Here is a 16,943-nt window from a genome sequence, read left to right on the forward strand (position 1 = left end):
CTCACAAAAGTAGAAAATTATTCTTCGTTTTGATGAATTTCGAAGTAAGAATCTATCTTAAAATTTTCTGGTTTATTTGCTGCCGCAACCGCTAATTTATCAGCTTCTTCGTTCCAATGATGTCCAGCATGACCTTTTATCCATTGAAATTTTACACGATGAATTTTATAAACTTCTAAAAATCTTTTCCACAAATCAGCATTCTTCTTTCCTTTGAAATTCTTTTGCACCCAACCAAAAACCCAACGTTTTTCCACAGCATCTACCACATATTTAGAATCCGTCACAATGGTAATTTCAGTATTAGTAAACTTTAGCGTTTCCAAAGCCGTAATAACTGCTAACAATTCCATTCGGTTATTCGTTGTTAGTCGAAAACCTTGAGAAATTTCTTTTTTGACTTTTTTCTCGGTTTCCAACAAAATACAACCAAATCCTCCTGGACCAGGATTTCCCAACGACGAACCGTCTGTATATGCTACAATCGCCATGTTTTATGGTTTGTAATTTAACATTGTATCAATTGTTTGACGTGCAACAAAATGATAATTTGGACGCGCATCTTTGTAAATATTTTTCGCTAAATCTAATTGATTAGATTCTTTTAAAGCTAAATATAAAGGCTCTAAAAATTTACGACGGCCAACATTTACCAAGAATTCTTTCGCATTTGTGTTGACTTTATCGTAATGCATTAAAAATGCTTTTTCGAACCAAGCACATTCAATTTCTGGATTTTTTGAATTTGTAAAATCATAAATCGCATCCAAATAAGCTAAATCTTCTTTTGTGTTTTTAGTTGTATCAATTTGACGAATAAAATGAACCCATTCGTTTGTAGATTTCGTAGAAATCGCCACTTTTTTAGGTGCAACTTTATTTCGTCCGTTTGTTATATCTTGCTGTAATTGCGCTTCTGTTAAATCAAATAATTTTGAAGTTGGTTTTTTCAAATCTTTTGGCCAACCTGTGTTATAAATCCATTCTTGAACAAAAGAATCGTCTCCATTTGTCAAATTAGCTTTCAAATAATCAACAAATTTTTCTGTTGTCATTGTTTGGAATGCATGCGAAGAAAAATATTGATTCAAGAATTTATCAAACTTTTCACGACCATATTTATCTTCTAACATTTTCAAAAATAAATAACCTTTATCGTATGGAACATCAGAAAAAGCATCATCAGGATTTGCTCCTTTCATGTTCACTTTTAATGAAGTATATTTTTCTGGAATATTTTTCATCGACGTTTCTAAATCTTGAAAACCAATTACCGAAATCATATCCGCATAATCTTTTCCTTCTAATTCTTCCATGATTCGACGCTCAAAATAAACTGTAAATCCTTCATTTACCCAGAAATCATCCCAAGTAGAATTCGTTACTAAATTTCCAGACCAAGAATGAGCCAATTCGTGTGCAATCAAATTCGTCATCGAACGATCACCTACAATTGCAGTTGGCGTAGCAAACGTTAAACGCGGATTTTCCATTCCTCCAAAAGGAAACGAAGGCGGTAAAACCAAGACATCAAATTGTTCCCAAGGATATTTTCCGTACAATTTCTCGGCAGCAGTTACCATTTTTCCCATATCGGCAAATTCCCACGCAGCAGCTTTTAACAAACCAGGTTCTGCATAAACACCCGTTCTGTTGTCGATTGGTTGATATTGTACATCACCAACAGCCAAAGCAATCAAATAAGGTGCAATTGGTTGTGGCATTTTGAAGGTATAAACACCTTCGAAATTTTTTTCTTTTGGATTGATTGCACTCATCAAAGGCAACAAATCTTTTGGTGTTTTTACTTTTGCATCGTACGTTAAACGAACACTTGGTGTATCCTGAATCGGAATCCAAGAACGAGTTAAAATTGCTTGTCCTTGAGACAATAAAAACGGATGTTTTTTATCGTGTGTTTGTTGCGGATTTAACCATTGTAAAGCATTTGCATCAGGCGAAGTTTTGTAGAAAACTTTTACAATTGTATCATTTGGCGTAACATCAATGATTAAGGCTTGACCTTTGATCGAATCTTTTTCACCTAATCTGTATGTCGTTTTTTGACCATTCGCTAATAAAACTGAATCAATTGTTAGTTTTTCGGTATCTAAAATCAATTGTTTTGCTTGATTATTTTCGAATGTATAAGCTGCCGAACCTTTGATTTGATGCGTATCGAAATCAGTTTCGATATCCAAACTCAAATGTTTGATGCGAGCTTTATCTAAATCAGCAAAAGTTTGATTGTCTTTTGCTTCAGTTTCTGTGGTAGAAGAGATTTGTTTATTGCAACTAACCGCCGTTAAAGCCGTTCCTAATGCGATATAAACTAAATTTTTCATTGTTCTAAATCTTTTAAAATCATGTTGAAAGCAGCTTCTTTCAAAGCAACTTTATCGTTTTTTACATTCAAATCTTTCGTTTCGAAAGTCTCCAATAGTCGGACTTTTATTTTTCCTGGATAACCTCTAAACCAATTAAACGGAAACATTTTATTAACACCGTGAATCGCCAAAACAGCCAAAGGCGTTTGTGTTTCAATCGCAATGTTAAACGCTCCATCTTTGAAAGGATCCAAATAAATCTTGAATTCTTTGTCGTTTGTAACGCCTCCTTCAGGAAAAATAAAAATACTCAGATTTTTGTCTAACTTTTTCTTTGCTTCGGGATAAACAAGTGCTTTACTACGTGCACTTTTTCGGTCGACAGGGATACAAATTCGTTCGAATATTCGTCCAAAGATAGGGATTTTGAGTAACTCTGCCTTGCCTACAAATACGATTGGATGATGTTTTAGAATCGTCAACATCAACATAATATCCATAATCGAAGTATGATTGGCTATAAAAACATAGTTTTCTTTCGGATCGAGTGGAACAAGTTTTTTGTAATCAATTCTAAATCCAGTTCCGTACAACACAAATTTGCCCCAATATCTGATTAACGGATAAATATATGGGAATGTTTTTTCGAAACTTGCCAAAGGTAGCACGATAAAAACTCCTATTGTTAGGACATAAATTGCGGCTAAAAATATCATCCAAATGCGCCAAATAAGGACAAAAAAACCTGTGATGTATTTCATTGAGTTGGTTTAGTGGAGTAAAGATATGGAGAAATTGAAAACTAAACTTATGTTCCTATTTTTTCAAAAACTTCAAAATAGCTTCATTTAATATTTTTGGCTGTTCAAAAGGAACATAATGCGTTGAATTTGGAATAATCAATAACTCCGCTTTTGAAATATTTTGTTGAATTTCTTTCGTATAACTCTCTTTTACTTCATCTTTTTCACCAGCAATAACCAATACAGGATTTTGAATTTTATTTAGTTCAGATTTTGTAATATTTGGTTCATTTAACATCAATTCGATTAAGCGTGAATTCGTGTTTTCTGAAGGTTTATTTGCTAAATTTTTCAAACTCCCAATTAGTTCTTCGCTTACTCCATTTGGGTTAAGAACAGCACCAATTGTTACAATTTTATTAATTATTTCAGAATATTGAGCATTGAAAATTAAAGCTGTATTTCCACCATCACTCCAACCAACAAGATTGACTTTCTTTAGATTAAGTTTTTGTATCACTTGAAGTAAATCGTTTGCAAACTCTTCATAAGTGTAAGGTGTATTTGTCAAATCGGTACTTCTCCCTTGTCCGCGTGTATCAAGAGCAATTACTCGATAATGCTTGGCAAAAAATGGAATTTGTTGATAAAAATCTTCTATACTTCCATTATTTCCATGTAGAAATATCAAAGGCTCGCCTTGTCCATATTCTTCATAATAAATCTTCGCATCATTTATATCAATATATTTTCCTGACTTATTTTTTCCATATATCGACTTTTTAGCACTCTCTTTATGTTGATAATATGAAATTAATTCTTTTGTTTTTGTATCAATTTCCTCAGGCTTTTCCTCATTTATAGTCAATTTATCTTTTGAATATAAAACTTCTAAGTTAGCGATAAAAACGCCTGGAGAAGCTTCCCAATTACCTTGACTTTGATATCTAAACAACAAGTCTTTTCCTAAAGATTTCTTGGCAGAAACACCAAAAATAAAATCTTCTTGAGCAAGTTTTTTATAATCAACTAATTGTAGTGTAACAGCGATTTTATCAACATTTTTGTATCGAAATTTATAAGGTGCTAAATCAATTTTTTGCCATCCAGTTGTAGATGTTTTATAAATAATATTTTCGTCTAAAAGCGATTCTGTTGGCAAATCATTTTTAACAGCATAAATATTAACTTTTAAGGTAATTTCTCCGTATTTAGAACTTGGAATAATATGAAAATTGAATGCGTTTAGTTTTGTATTTGGGTAAATTTCAAAAATATTTCCTTGTTCAATTGTTGGTACATTTTCATCAAACATTTTAGAAAAAGTAAGCATTGGACGAGTTTTTTGACCAATAATTTTCTCTTTCATTTTTTCTGTTTTAAGTGTAACTTCTGTCAATGAAATTGATTTTTCATTTAAAATAATAACAGAATTTTGTTGGATTTCTTCTATAGATTTTGAAATTTCATCATAACCTGATGCATCAAAAATTAAGTGACTTTTAGATTGATTTTCTGGAATTTCGATAGAAAATTGACCATTTTCATCTGTGATTGTTCCAACTTCTGAATTTTTTATTCCAATCGAACAGTATGCAATTGGCAAATTATTGCTGTCTTTTACACTTCCTTTTAATTTAATTTGAGCTTGAAGAATTGTACAAATTGTTACGATTAATATAAAAAAATAGTTGCGCATATTTTATTGTTTTGGTTATAAGACGAATTGTTTTTAAAAAGGTTACATGACTAGATTGATAATTATTTCTTAAAATTTTTCTGCTACAACGTTATCGAGACAATATTGATTTTGAGATGAATTTGAAATGATTAAATTTGTTAAGGAAAGAATACTAAAAATATTATGGCTTTAAATACAATCAATCCAACAACTACAAAGGCTTGGAATGCGTTAGAGAAACATTTTCAAACGATTCAGCATACATCAATCAAAGAACTATTTGCTCAAAATGCAAATCGTTTTGAAGAATTTTCGATTCAATATCCCTCATTATTAGTAGATTATTCGAAAAATAGAATTAATGCAGAAACGATTCAACTTTTGGTTGATTTAGCGAAAGAAATGGATGTTGATACTGCAATTCAGCAAATGTTTGAAGGAGATGTAATCAACGTGACAGAAAAAAGAGCTGTTCTGCATACAGCTTTGCGCAATCGCTCTAATGAAGAGGTTTTGGTTGATGGAAAAGATGTAATGCCTCAAATTAATGAGGTGTTAGATCAGATGAAATCTTTTTCGGAAAAAGTAATTTCGGGTGAATGGAAAGGTTTTTCAGGGAAAGAAATTACAGATGTTGTCAACATCGGAATTGGTGGTTCGGATCTTGGACCTGTGATGGTGACAGAAGCGTTGAAACATTATAAAACTCGTTTAAATATTCATTTTGTTTCGAATATTGATGGAACGCATTTAGCAGAAACTTTTAAAGAAATAAATCCTGAAACAACCTTATTTATTGTTGCTTCAAAAACATTTACAACGCAAGAAACGATGACAAATGCTTTTTCTGCGAAAGAATGGTTTTTGAATTCTAACGCAAATGAAGCTGATGTTGCGAAACATTTTGTGGCATTATCGACAAATGCAGAAGGTGTTGCTAATTTCGGAATTGATACGGCAAACATGTTTCAATTTTGGGATTGGGTTGGTGGTCGTTATTCATTGTGGAGTGCGATTGGTTTGAGCATTGCTTTGGCAGTAGGTTTCGAAAATTTCGAAGAATTGTTAGAGGGAGCACATGAAATGGATGTGCATTTCAAAACAGAAACTTTAGATCAAAATATACCAGTAGTTTTGGCGCTTTTAGGAATTTGGTACAACAACTTCTTTGGTGCAGATTCGGTTGCTTTGTTACCTTATGAACAATATTTATCGCGATTTGCAGCATATTTTCAGCAAGGTGATATGGAATCGAATGGTAAATATGTTGGTCGAGATGGGAAAAAAGTGGATTATGAAACGGGACCAATTATTTGGGGAGAACCAGGAACAAATGGTCAGCATGCTTTTTATCAATTAATCCATCAAGGAACAAAATTAATTCCAGCCGATTTTATTGCAGGAGCTAATTCGTTGAATGTTTTAGGCGACCATCATGCAAAATTATTATCAAACTTTTTTGCTCAAACAGAAGCTTTAGCATTTGGAAAAGATGAAGAAACGGTTATTGCTGAATTAGAAAAAGCAGGGAAATCGAAGGAAGAAATTGATTTCTTAACTGCTTTCAAAATTTTTGAAGGAAATCGTCCTACAAACTCAATTTTATATGAAGTGTTGACTCCAAAAGTTTTAGGAAATTTAATTGCGATGTACGAACACAAAATTTTTGTGCAAGGAGTTATTTGGAATATTTTCTCTTTTGATCAATGGGGAGTAGAGTTAGGAAAACAATTAGCAAATGTGATTTTACCAGAGTTAGAAAATGATGAGCAAGTTACTTCTCATGATGCTTCTACAAATGGATTAATCAATGCTTATAAATATTGGAGAAAATAATTTATCAATATAATTACTAAAAAATCCGCTCAATGAGCGGATTTTTTTATGAATTTTTGTGACCAGTTTCTTTTAAAAATAAGGTTAGAATAATGGCAATAAATATTCCGATGATCCAAAACCAAATTGCTTGATGATAATGTCCAGTTTTATCTGTAACATTTACAATTTCGTTTCCATATAATTTAGCAAAAACAGGATTAACTAGAGAAGTTACACCAAACGTCAAAAAGTTTTGAACTCCAGTTGCAGAGCCTTTTACATAATCTGGATTAGCTTCTTTGATAACCGAATATGGAATCATTGCGACTCCAGAGAAAAGCCCAAAAATGAAAAATGTAACTTTTATTGGAATTAAATCTGGAAGATAAATGAGTTGTAAAAACATCAAGATCATTCCGATACAACCAAAAAGAATAACAGGTTTTCTTTTTCCTATTTTATCCGTTATATAACCCATTAATGGACATCCAACTACCCAGCCTAGTGACGCCATAGCAGCAGTCATAGCAGCAGTGTGAGCATCAAAACCTAAGTCTAATTTGAAAAAAGGAACAGCCCAAGTCATGGCAAAAATCGTTGTCGGTATAAATAATAATCCAGAAATAATACCAGTTAACCACGAATTTGGATTGCTGAAAATAATTTTGAAAGGTTCAATAAAAGAGGTTTGTTTACTTTTTTCGATCTCTTCTTCAGACGATTTTGGAGTTATGAACAGCATTGCTACAGCTGGAATTATACATAAAACTCCAGCAATTATCCAAAATGTTTTATATCCAAAACCATTTTCTAATAATGGCGCAACCACAAATTGTCCTGCCGCTCCACCAAGCATTCCTATACATTGAGAGAAGCCTATTGCTGTTGCTAAAGATTTTGATGAGAATCCTTTGGTTGCTAAATAGACACAACCAGGAAAAGCAAATGCGCTACCCGCTCCTTGTAATAATCTGCCTGTTGTTCCAGCAAATTGGGAGGAAGCGATAAATAAAATACATCCTATTCCGAGTATAAAACACCCTGCAAACATCGAATATCTTGCACCAAATTTGTCTAAACATATTCCAGCAATTAAAGCGAATATCGAATAAGTGTAATAATATGTTCCAATAAGAGAAACTAAATTTTCTTTAGAAATGTTGTAATTCTGAGCCAAATCTGTGATCATTAATGAAGGTGCAGAACGAGTTGCGTAATCAATGAAATAGAAGATTAAGCCTAAAACCCATGCAATGATGAAAAGTTTTTTACTTGATTGTGTGATAGATGATGATTGATTCATTATAAATCTTTTAAATGTTTATAATTGGATTTAATAGTTTCCATTACCTCATCCATTTTTCCACCTAACATTAGTTTTGCCATAGATTTTGTCATTCCAATCATTTGATCAAGATCTACTTTTGGAGGCATTGCTAAAGCGTTTGGATTTGTAAATACATTTAATAAATACGGTCCATTATGAGCAAAAGCTCTTCCGATTGCATCAGGTAAATCATCGGGATTTTTAACCGATTCGCTTTCTATTCCCATTGCTTTTCCAATCAAAGTAAAGTCAGGATTTTCCATATCTGTTTCATTGTCAGGTAAACCAGCAACTTCCATTTCCAATTTAACCATTCCTAATGTTCTATTATTAAAAATAATAAGTTTAACAGGTAGATTATATTGTTTGATGGTTGCTAAATCTCCTAATAACATCGAAATTCCACCATCACCACACATAGCAATAATTTGTCTATCAGGATATGCCATTTGTGCACCAATCGCTTGAGGCATTGCATTTGCCATAGAGCCATGATTGAAAGATCCTAACATTTTTCGCTCTCCCGTACCCGTTATATAACGTGCTCCCCACACACAACACATTCCTGTATCAACTGTAAAAATGGCATCTTTTGTAGCTAACTCATCTAATAAATAAGCTGCATATTCGGGTTGAATGGCATTTTCTTTTCCTTTTTCATGAACAAATGTCATTTTGCTTTCAAGAACTTTCTTATACATTTCTAATTGACTATCCAAAAAATCTCTGTCTTGCTTAGGTTCTAATAACTCAATTAATTCGTTAATTGTTTCTTTTGCATTTCCGACTAATCCTAAATCAATTTTAGCTCTTCGTCCAAGTTTAGAGCCATCTGAATCAATTTGAATGATTTTTTTATCTGTTGGAATAAAATCTTTATAAGGAAAATCGGTACCAATCAAAATAATTAAATCAGCTTTGTGCATAGCATGATAAGCAGATGGTTGACCAAGTAATCCTGTCATTCCTATTTCATTTGGATTATTGGGTTGAATACTCATTTTCCCTTTGAACGAATATCCAACTGGAGCATGCAAATGACGAGAAAGTTTTATAACTTCTTCATTTGCTTGAGATGCGCCAATTCCACAGAATAAGGTAATATTATTTGCATCATTTATAATAGAAGCAGCTTCTCTTAATTCAGTTTTATTTGGAGTAATAATAGGTTGATTGAAATAGAAATTCGAGGTATAATTACTTTCAACGGCTTCCATTTCTGCAATATCTCCTGGAAGTCCAATAATTGCAACATCTTTTTTTGAAATAGCATGTTGTATAGCTGTTTGTACCATTCTAGGAACTTGTTCTGCTCGAGTAATAATTTGATTATAACAACTACAATCATCAAAAAGTTTAATAGTATTCGTTTCCTGAAAATAATCTGTACCAAATTCTATTGTAGGCAGAGTAGAGGCAATTACAACTAAAGGAGTTCTTGATTTATGCGCTTCATAAACTCCATTGATCAAATGTACATGACCAGGACCAGAGCTTCCAGCGCAACATCCAATCCCATTCAATTCTGATTCGGCAGTAGCAGCTATTGCTCCAGCTTCTTCATGTCTTACATGAACCCAATCAATTTTGTCACTTTGTTTAACTGCGATATTAAAAAAATTGAGACTATCACCAGTTACTGCATAAACACGTTTTATATTCGCTTTTTCTAGTAATTCTACAATTTGATGTGCTACATTCTTTCCCATAATAAAGTATTTTTTGATTGTGACTAACAAGTTATGAAATTATAGGATAAAAATATTTGAAATAAGTGTTAAATATTTGAATAGTAAATTGTTGTAAAACAAAAAAGCCTGTTGAGAAACAGGCTTAAAATTAACACATGAGGACAAAATTTACTCTACTAAATCTTATACGCTTAATATATTTCAATATTTGTGCCAAAACTATATTTGACATGTAAAATAAATGTTTAATCTATGTTTAATCTATGTTTAATCTATGTTTATCACTTCTTATTTTTAATGATTAAAAATAGTGTAAGTAAGAGTTTTTTGCAGAATTAATATTTATAAATACTTTACTTTCGTATGCCTTTTGGCTTTACACACTTCTCTTCCTACTATCTCTAGTTATTTTTAATAATTTAATGAATCATTTTCTCAGATATAGAAATTTAGGAAGTTTATTTCTTTTGCTTTTTTCTTCTATTCTTTTTGGTTACCAAAAAGATACAATAGTTGAAAGTGGTCAAATACTTATTTTTATATCAAAAAATACGGAAACGAATTTATTAGAAAAAATAACAGTAGATAAAACCATAAACAAAACCACTGTCGAAAAAAAGACGATTACTAAACCTAAAAAACTCAAAAAGGTTTTAGTCGTAAAAAAAGAGAATAAGCAACAAAAAGAACATGTCTACAAGCCAAAAACAGCTATTTTATCGTCTAAAATAAAATTTTTATCTGGTTGTAATCTTCCTGAGAACTCGGGGAAAATAGTTTTAAAAGAAAATTTTTATAAATATCATCAAAAAGTAGCAAGGACAAATTCGATTTTTAAAATAAATCTGTCTGATATTGCTAATAATTTACTTGCGATTAATAATTCTTTTATTCATATTCGAATAAATGTAATCGATAACATTTTAACTCGTCCGCCTCCATTTTCGTTCACTAAAAACAAACCATCAACTAAATCTACTGTATTAATTTTAATAATATAGTTATAAATGAACAATTTAAGAAAAATAATAAGCGCAATTGTAGTGATGATAACATGCAATTTGAATGCGCAAACACTTATCTTCAAAGAAGATTTTGGGAAAAGTACAATAAGAACATCATCTCAATATGTACCACAAACAGGAAAAGATGGAAGTTTAGGCTTCTTCAAACACGGATCTTCTTTTTATCGACTTGCAGATAAATATTTGTCTGATTTATCAACTTTACCTTCAACCAATACTTATGGTACAAATAAAGGTAGTTATAACCAGGATGTGTGGAATATTGATAATGGTTTTTATGCCGTAATAGCACCAAGCCATATTTATGATATGACTAAAGTAATGCCAGATGGTAATAATATTGGATGGATTGGAGAATGGTGGTACAATCAAAATCCAAAACCAGCAGATCATACTGATGGATCTTTGGACGGAGCTGTATTGGTAGTAAATGGAGGTATGGTTCTTAACCAATATTACCGTCGAGTAGTGCAATTAGAACCAGGTAAAACTTATAAAGTATCTGCTTTTATCTATGGAGCAGGAGGAAATAAAGTAGGAGTAAGTTTTGAGGCACAAGATATACTAACAGAAAAAGTATTAGGATCATCCAACATTGATCATAATATTACAGATTTTTCTGAAAATGCTAAGAATGTAATGAGATTAAGTGCTGCTAATACTTGGGAGCAAAAAACATGGACTTTTAAAGCTCCGAATGACGCAAATTGTATTAATATAGCTGTGGCGCTAAGGAATAACATTGCATCAAATGATGGTAATGATTTTTTTGTAGATGATATTACATTAGAAGAAACAACAGAAACTGGTACAGAGTATGACTGTCCAGATACTAATGTTGTAATTGATAATATAATTAAAGCAACAGATGACCATGTAGATTTATCAACTACTTCTAGTATTAATATTATAGATAATGATTTATACGGAACCAATGGAACAAAAGTAGTATTAACAGGAAATAATAAAAACTCTACAATTTCTATAATTGGAGAATGGCCTGCGGAAGCTATTTTAGACACTGAGACTGGTATTGTTACATTTACAAGTGGATTCGTACCACCAGTTGGAGGATTAAGATATCAAATATGTAGTTTAATTGGTATTTGTTCTTCTGCAACAATTACTGTAACAGGAGGAGGTACAACTCCAACTCCCGGAACATCTTGTACAAAAACGCCAAATACAACAACAGCAACTTCTTTTACCAATGTTGGAGTTTCTGCAATGTCAACAAAATTAGAGAATTGGCCAACTGCAATTCCAAATGGATTTTTAGCATTAGAATCTTCAACAAAAGGTTTCGTCATTACAAGAACTGTTGATGTAGTTAAAATTGTTGATGCAAAAGAAGGAATGATTGTGTATGATACAACCGAAAAATGTGTCAAATTATATAATGGAACAATTTGGCATTGTATCGAGAAAAGTTGTAACGAATAAAGATTATTTAAAATGAAAAATATAATATACGCTGCTATTTTATGCGGTTTTGCATCAATTTCTTTTGGTCAAGTGTCAATTGGTAAAAATGCAGTGGATGGGAATAATACAATTTTAGATTTCGAAGAATCAACAACAAACGGAATTATTTTACCAGCTGTTACTACTGTACCTACAGGTTTGGATGCAACGAATAATGGTGGAACCTTTGCTTTTGACTTAACAGATTCTAAAGTGAAAATGTATGAGAATGGTATTTGGGTTGAGTTAAGTGATGTTGGAGAAAAAACAGTTTTATTAACAAATTCTTCTAATGAAGTAGGTGATGGAGTAATTATTGGAGCAGAAACATCTGCTGCAACAGGAATTTTAGTTTTAGAATCGGATAAAGATGCGATGATTTTACCTAAGGTTAATCAACCTGAAATTAATGTAAAAAGTCCATATCCTGGAATGATTTGTTACGATACAGCAAGTAAAACTGTTGCCATTTTTGATGGTAAAGTTTGGAATTATTGGAAATAATCATTCAATCTATTCATAAAAAAATGCGAGAAAACTTCTCGCATTTTTTATTATTATTTAACTGCTTTTATTTTTCCATTCATTGTTGCAAAATGACCAGGGAAAGAACATAAGAAATCGTATGTACCTTCTTCTAAAGTAAATTTGATTTGATCATTTTCTTTACCTCCTAACAATTTTGTATGCGCAATAATTTCTGATTGTAATTCGGTCGGAATATAATCTGTTGCCTTAGCAGAAGCTGCTGTATTTGCAAAAGCAGAAGCATCAGAACCTGGTTTTAATAAAATAAAATTATGTCCCATTGCTTCTTTTGACATTTCACCAGCATTCATTAAGATTAAAGTTACTTCTTCGCCAGCTTTCACTGTAAATTCAGTTTTATCGTAGCGCATGTCATCACTCGCTTTCAAAACAATATGATTGTTTGTAGCAGGCGTAGCTGTAGAAGTTTCAGCATCTTCTGATGGAGCTGTACTATAATCTATTTCTGGTTGAGTTGATTCATCTTTCTTAGAACCTCCGCAGCTCATCATCAAAATTGCCGCGAAACTCATCAAAGCTATTTTTTTCATTATTTCAATTTTTTGTTTGATATAAAAATAATGAAATTCAGTAACTTAAAAAAGTTTACTCAGTCTAAATAGAACTGATTTTAAACAGATAAATATCTAAGGAATATCCAAATATTTGTGTGTTTGTAAAGAATAACGCCATTTCGGATTTTCTTTCACATATTCCACAATCAATGGAAGATTTTTGTCGCGTTTGCTCCATTCTGTTTGCAAGAAAAGCGTACAATCTTTTCCAACACGAGCAGCTTGTTCTTCGGCAAATTGAAAATCGTGATTATTGAACACAATACATTTCAATTCATTTGCAGCTTCGCAAACCTCGTCTAACGGCAACATTAATTTTTTTGGAGAAAGACAAACCCAATCAATTTCTCCACTCAACGGATAAGCACCCGAAGTTTCGATGTGAATTCTTGCACCTTTTTCGTGTAGTTTTTTTGTCAAATAAGTCAAATCCCACATCAAAGGTTCTCCTCCTGTAATGATGATTGTTTTGGCCTGAGAAGTTGCCAAGTCTACCAATTCATCAACATTAGTTAAGGGATGCTTGTCAGCATCCCAACTATCTTTTACATCGCACCAATGGCAACCAACATCACAACCTCCTAATCGAATAAAATAAGAAGCCACACCTGTGTACATTCCTTCACCTTGAATTGTGTAAAAATGCTCCATAACAGGCAATAATTTCCCTTCTTGTATCAATTGTTGTTCTTCTGCAGTTGTTGATGCAATGTGTATCATAATTTTATTTTTTGTTGTTGTATGCCAACAATGTGTTTTTTAATAACATAGCGCGTGTCATAGGTCCAACTCCTCCTGGAACTGGCGTTATCCATGATGCTTTTTCTTTTACATTATCAAAATCTACATCACCAGCTAATCTAAATCCTCGTGGATTAGTTTCGTCATCAACGCGTGTAATTCCTACGTCAACGATAACCGCTCCATCTTTTACCATATCAGCTTTTAAGAAACCTGGAACACCTAAAGCAGTGATCACAATATCAGCTTCTTTTGTAAATTGTTCTAAATTTTGAGTTTTCGAATGAGTTAATGTAACTGTACTGTTTCCAGGATTTCCGTTTTTACTCATCAAAATACTCATTGGGCGACCAACGATGCGAGAACGACCAATCACAACTGTATGTTTACCAGTTGTATCAATGTTGTAACGCTCTAACATTTCCATAATTCCGTAAGGTGTAGCAGGTAAAAATGTTTCCATTTCTAATGCCATTTTACCAAAATTCATTGGATGAAAACCATCTACATCTTTCTTAGGATCAATTGCATTGATAACTGCTTCTTGATCGATGTGTTTTGGTAATGGCAATTGCACGATAAATCCGTCTAATGTATCATCATTGTTCCATTTTTCAATTTCTGCAATCAAATCTTCTTGAGAAATTGTATCAGGCAAACGTAATTCTGAAGACTCGAAACCTACAAAATGACAATCCTTGATTTTATTGTCAACATAGGTCTGAGAAGCACCATTACTTCCTACTAAAATTGCACCCAAATGTGGTACACGAACTCCTTGGTCCTTGTAATTCTGCACCAGCTCCTTGATCTCTTGTTTGATCTCTTTTGCCAGTTTAATACCGTCTAAAATTTGCATTGTTTTGTTGTGTTTGCGCAAAGATACGGACAAATTGGAAAATAAATCATTAAGTTTTGAGTTGATGATTTTCTGATTAAATACTNNTCGTTGTGAAGTGGTTTTAGCATTATTGATATTTTTTCTGCGATTCTTTTAAGTAATTAAAAACTTGTGTTGTGTTCATTTTTTTTAGAATTTATATTAAAAATAAACATGCCAGTTTCGAAATTGAAATAATAATCTTTTTCTCCATTTTTCAATTGAAACCATTCCAACAAACCATTTGTAAGATTAACACCAATCCAATTGATTTGTGAAGTTTTCAGATCGAAAATAAAATTATCATTCGGATTATTTGTGGTGATATAATGTGTTTTGTCGTCCAAAACATATAAAACACCACTTCCTTGAAACGCTTTCATTTTTAAGAATTTTGATTGTAGATTTCCAAAGTTATAACGCAAAACTGCTTTAAATTCTACATTTGGAGGAACTTGTGTTAACAAAGCATTTTGTTTCTTTTCGCGTGATTTACTTGCCCAAAAAGTTATTCCAAGAAGTAGTGCAAATGGAGAAAAAAACAAAATAATGATGATAGTAATGAAAGAATGTTATCCATAGTAGGTTGATTTAGGTTGTGTTAAGATACAAAAAAAAAGCTGTTAGTTTTCTAACAGCTTTTTTGAAATTTTATAAAGTTTGATTTTATTACAAATTACTCATTTTTTCTTCTACAACTTTTCGTTCTTGTACAATCAAATGATCTTCTTCTGTCGGAAATTGAAAAATTCCAGAATTGATGCTTTCAATGCGTTTCAAGACTTCGTAAGATGCTTTTGCTTTTGTAAAATCTTCTCGATTGAGATAAATACGAATCGCTTTCATAAACGTCAAAATATTTTTCTTTTTCAATTCATCTGCCAACAAAAATTGATCGCGTTCTTCGTTTGCTTCCAATAAAGTCGACAAATTATTGTCATCAATTTTGTAATACGATTGTAACATTTGATTGAAAATAATCAAAAAACCTTCATCTGCATTTCCAACTTCTAACGAAATGATTCGAGCCAATGTTTTGTTTAATTCTTGAATATATTTTGAAATAAAATCTTGTTTAATCATCTTAATCTAATTTTTTAGACAACTTTTCGAAAGTTTTTTTTGCGTTTTTATCTTCGTATAAAATCTTATGAACAGCGTTGATAATTGGCGCTTTTATTTGGTATTGCTCGTTCATAATTGCCACACCTTTTGTCGCATAGTAACCTTCGGCAACCATATTCATCTCCAAAATAGCAGATTTTACGGTGTAACCTTTTCCAATCATATTTCCGAACATTCGATTTCGTGAAAAGAACGAATATCCTGTTACCAACAAATCGCCTAAATAAGCCGAATCGTTAATTTTACGCTTCATAGGACTTGCAGTTTTTAAAATATGATTCATTTCTCGAATCGCATTACTCATCAAAACTGCTTGGAAATTATCTCCATAACCCAAACCATGCGCTATACCTGCTGCAATCGCGTAAATATTTTTCAATACCGCGCCAAATTCAGTTCCGTAAATATCGTTTGAAAGTTTTGTTTTGATAAAATCACAAGCCAAACAATCCGCAGCAATTTGTGCTTTGTTTTCGTCTTGCGCCGCAATTGTCAAATATGAAAGACGCTCCAAAGCTACTTCTTCAGCGTGACAAGGTCCACTTACAATTCCTAATTGTTCTTCTTTTACGTCGAATTTATCAAACAAATATTGTCCAACCAATTGATAATGATCTGGAATAATTCCTTTGATTGATGTCACTACAAATTTATCTGTCAACGGAACAGTTAATTTACTCAAACAATCGACAACGTAAATAGATGGCACAACCAAAAAGATGATATCCGAATTCATGACAACTTCGTTGATATCCGTTGAAATTTTAAGCTTTTCTGACTTAAATTCGACATCAGTTAAATAATTTGGATTGTGTCTATTTCGCTCTAAATATCCTTTTACGTATTCATCTTTTACCCACCAGTTGAAAGTTTCAAGGTTTTTATTCAGCATTTTTGCAATCGCAGTTGCCCAGCTTCCATTCCCTATTAATCCAACTTTACGATTAGATAACTCTATCATAATATATGTATTGAATAGACAAAGTTAATTAATTTGTAGCTTAGGTATTTTGAATTT

At 32.2% G+C, this 16,943-nt stretch carries 16 protein-coding genes; 4 read left to right on the forward strand and 12 right to left on the reverse strand.

Going from position 1 to position 16,943, the window contains the following annotated elements:
- Positions 1-17: 17 nt before the first annotated feature.
- The 4 genes from rnhA to B2217_RS12235 are packed head-to-tail and all read right to left on the reverse strand — an operon-like array spanning position 18 to position 4,769.
- Positions 18-491: a ribonuclease HI gene (gene rnhA / locus B2217_RS12220; RefSeq protein ID WP_038336544.1), complete on the reverse strand. Its 474-nt coding sequence runs from the start codon at positions 489-491 to the stop codon at positions 18-20.
- Positions 492-494: 3 nt separating this feature from the next.
- On the reverse strand, positions 495-2,345 hold the full coding sequence (locus B2217_RS12225) for a M1 family metallopeptidase (protein WP_180905624.1): 1,851 nt from the start codon (positions 2,343-2,345) through the stop codon (positions 495-497).
- Positions 2,342-3,088, reverse strand: a complete 747-nt coding sequence (locus B2217_RS12230; protein WP_244957993.1) for a lysophospholipid acyltransferase family protein — start codon at positions 3,086-3,088, stop codon at positions 2,342-2,344. Before B2217_RS12230 ends, B2217_RS12225 begins: the two co-directional genes overlap by 4 nt.
- Positions 3,089-3,143: 55 nt before the next feature.
- A complete protein-coding gene (locus B2217_RS12235; RefSeq protein ID WP_280045878.1) occupies positions 3,144-4,769 on the reverse strand; it encodes an alpha/beta fold hydrolase in 1,626 nt (541 codons plus the stop codon).
- A gap of 165 nt (positions 4,770-4,934) precedes the next feature.
- Here B2217_RS12235 and pgi point away from each other — a divergent pair, with 165 nt between their 5' ends.
- Positions 4,935-6,587 carry a glucose-6-phosphate isomerase gene (gene pgi, locus B2217_RS12240; RefSeq protein ID WP_280045877.1) on the forward strand — a complete coding sequence of 551 codons (1,653 nt, stop codon included), beginning with the start codon at positions 4,935-4,937 and terminating at the stop codon, positions 6,585-6,587.
- Positions 6,588-6,633: 46 nt separating this feature from the next.
- Here the strand turns inward: pgi and B2217_RS12245 are convergent, their stop codons facing one another.
- Together B2217_RS12245 and B2217_RS12250 are read right to left on the reverse strand one after the other, a co-directional pair.
- Complete coding sequence (locus tag B2217_RS12245; protein ID WP_280045876.1) at positions 6,634-7,872, reverse strand: MFS transporter; 1,239 nt, start codon at positions 7,870-7,872, stop codon at positions 6,634-6,636.
- Entirely contained in the window at positions 7,872-9,605 is a 1,734-nt protein-coding gene (locus tag B2217_RS12250; protein WP_280045875.1) for a thiamine pyrophosphate-dependent enzyme, read from the reverse strand. Before B2217_RS12250 ends, B2217_RS12245 begins: the two co-directional genes overlap by 1 nt.
- Before the next feature lie 404 nt (positions 9,606-10,009).
- On the opposite strand from B2217_RS12250, the gene B2217_RS12255 reads away from it, so the two are divergent.
- The 3 genes from B2217_RS12255 to B2217_RS12265 are packed head-to-tail and all read left to right on the forward strand — an operon-like array spanning position 10,010 to position 12,580.
- On the forward strand, positions 10,010-10,588 hold the full coding sequence (locus B2217_RS12255; RefSeq protein ID WP_180905627.1) for a hypothetical protein: 579 nt from the start codon (positions 10,010-10,012) through the stop codon (positions 10,586-10,588).
- A gap of 6 nt (positions 10,589-10,594) precedes the next feature.
- Entirely contained in the window at positions 10,595-12,055 is a 1,461-nt protein-coding gene (locus B2217_RS12260) for a hypothetical protein (protein WP_180905628.1), read from the forward strand.
- Between the two features lie 12 nt (positions 12,056-12,067).
- Positions 12,068-12,580 (forward strand): hypothetical protein, encoded by a 513-nt coding sequence (locus B2217_RS12265; protein WP_180905629.1) that lies wholly within the window; start codon positions 12,068-12,070, stop codon positions 12,578-12,580.
- A 53-nt stretch (positions 12,581-12,633) separates the two neighbouring features.
- On the opposite strand, the gene B2217_RS12270 is transcribed toward B2217_RS12265, so the two are convergent.
- The 6 genes from B2217_RS12270 to B2217_RS12295 all read right to left on the reverse strand — a co-directional run bounded on the left by B2217_RS12270 (position 12,634) and on the right by B2217_RS12295 (position 16,886).
- Entirely contained in the window at positions 12,634-13,155 is a 522-nt protein-coding gene (locus B2217_RS12270; RefSeq protein WP_180905630.1) for a plastocyanin/azurin family copper-binding protein, read from the reverse strand.
- Positions 13,156-13,251: 96 nt separating this feature from the next.
- Positions 13,252-13,899 (reverse strand): 7-carboxy-7-deazaguanine synthase QueE, encoded by a 648-nt coding sequence (locus tag B2217_RS12275; RefSeq protein WP_180905631.1) that lies wholly within the window; start codon positions 13,897-13,899, stop codon positions 13,252-13,254.
- A 4-nt stretch (positions 13,900-13,903) separates the two neighbouring features.
- Positions 13,904-14,779 (reverse strand): bifunctional 5,10-methylenetetrahydrofolate dehydrogenase/5,10-methenyltetrahydrofolate cyclohydrolase, encoded by an 876-nt coding sequence (locus B2217_RS12280; protein ID WP_180906769.1) that lies wholly within the window; start codon positions 14,777-14,779, stop codon positions 13,904-13,906.
- A gap of 143 nt (positions 14,780-14,922) precedes the next feature.
- Positions 14,923-15,345 (reverse strand): hypothetical protein, encoded by a 423-nt coding sequence (locus tag B2217_RS12285; protein ID WP_286495472.1) that lies wholly within the window; start codon positions 15,343-15,345, stop codon positions 14,923-14,925.
- 124 nt (positions 15,346-15,469) lie between these two features.
- Entirely contained in the window at positions 15,470-15,883 is a 414-nt protein-coding gene (locus B2217_RS12290; protein WP_038336563.1) for a hypothetical protein, read from the reverse strand.
- Position 15,884: 1 nt separating this feature from the next.
- Entirely contained in the window at positions 15,885-16,886 is a 1,002-nt protein-coding gene (locus tag B2217_RS12295; protein ID WP_180905634.1) for an NAD(P)H-dependent glycerol-3-phosphate dehydrogenase, read from the reverse strand.
- Positions 16,887-16,943: the final 57 nt, after the last annotated feature.

The organism is Empedobacter sp. UBA7620, from assembly GCF_002484185.1.
GTDB lineage: Bacteria > Bacteroidota > Bacteroidia > Flavobacteriales > Weeksellaceae > Empedobacter > Empedobacter falsenii_C.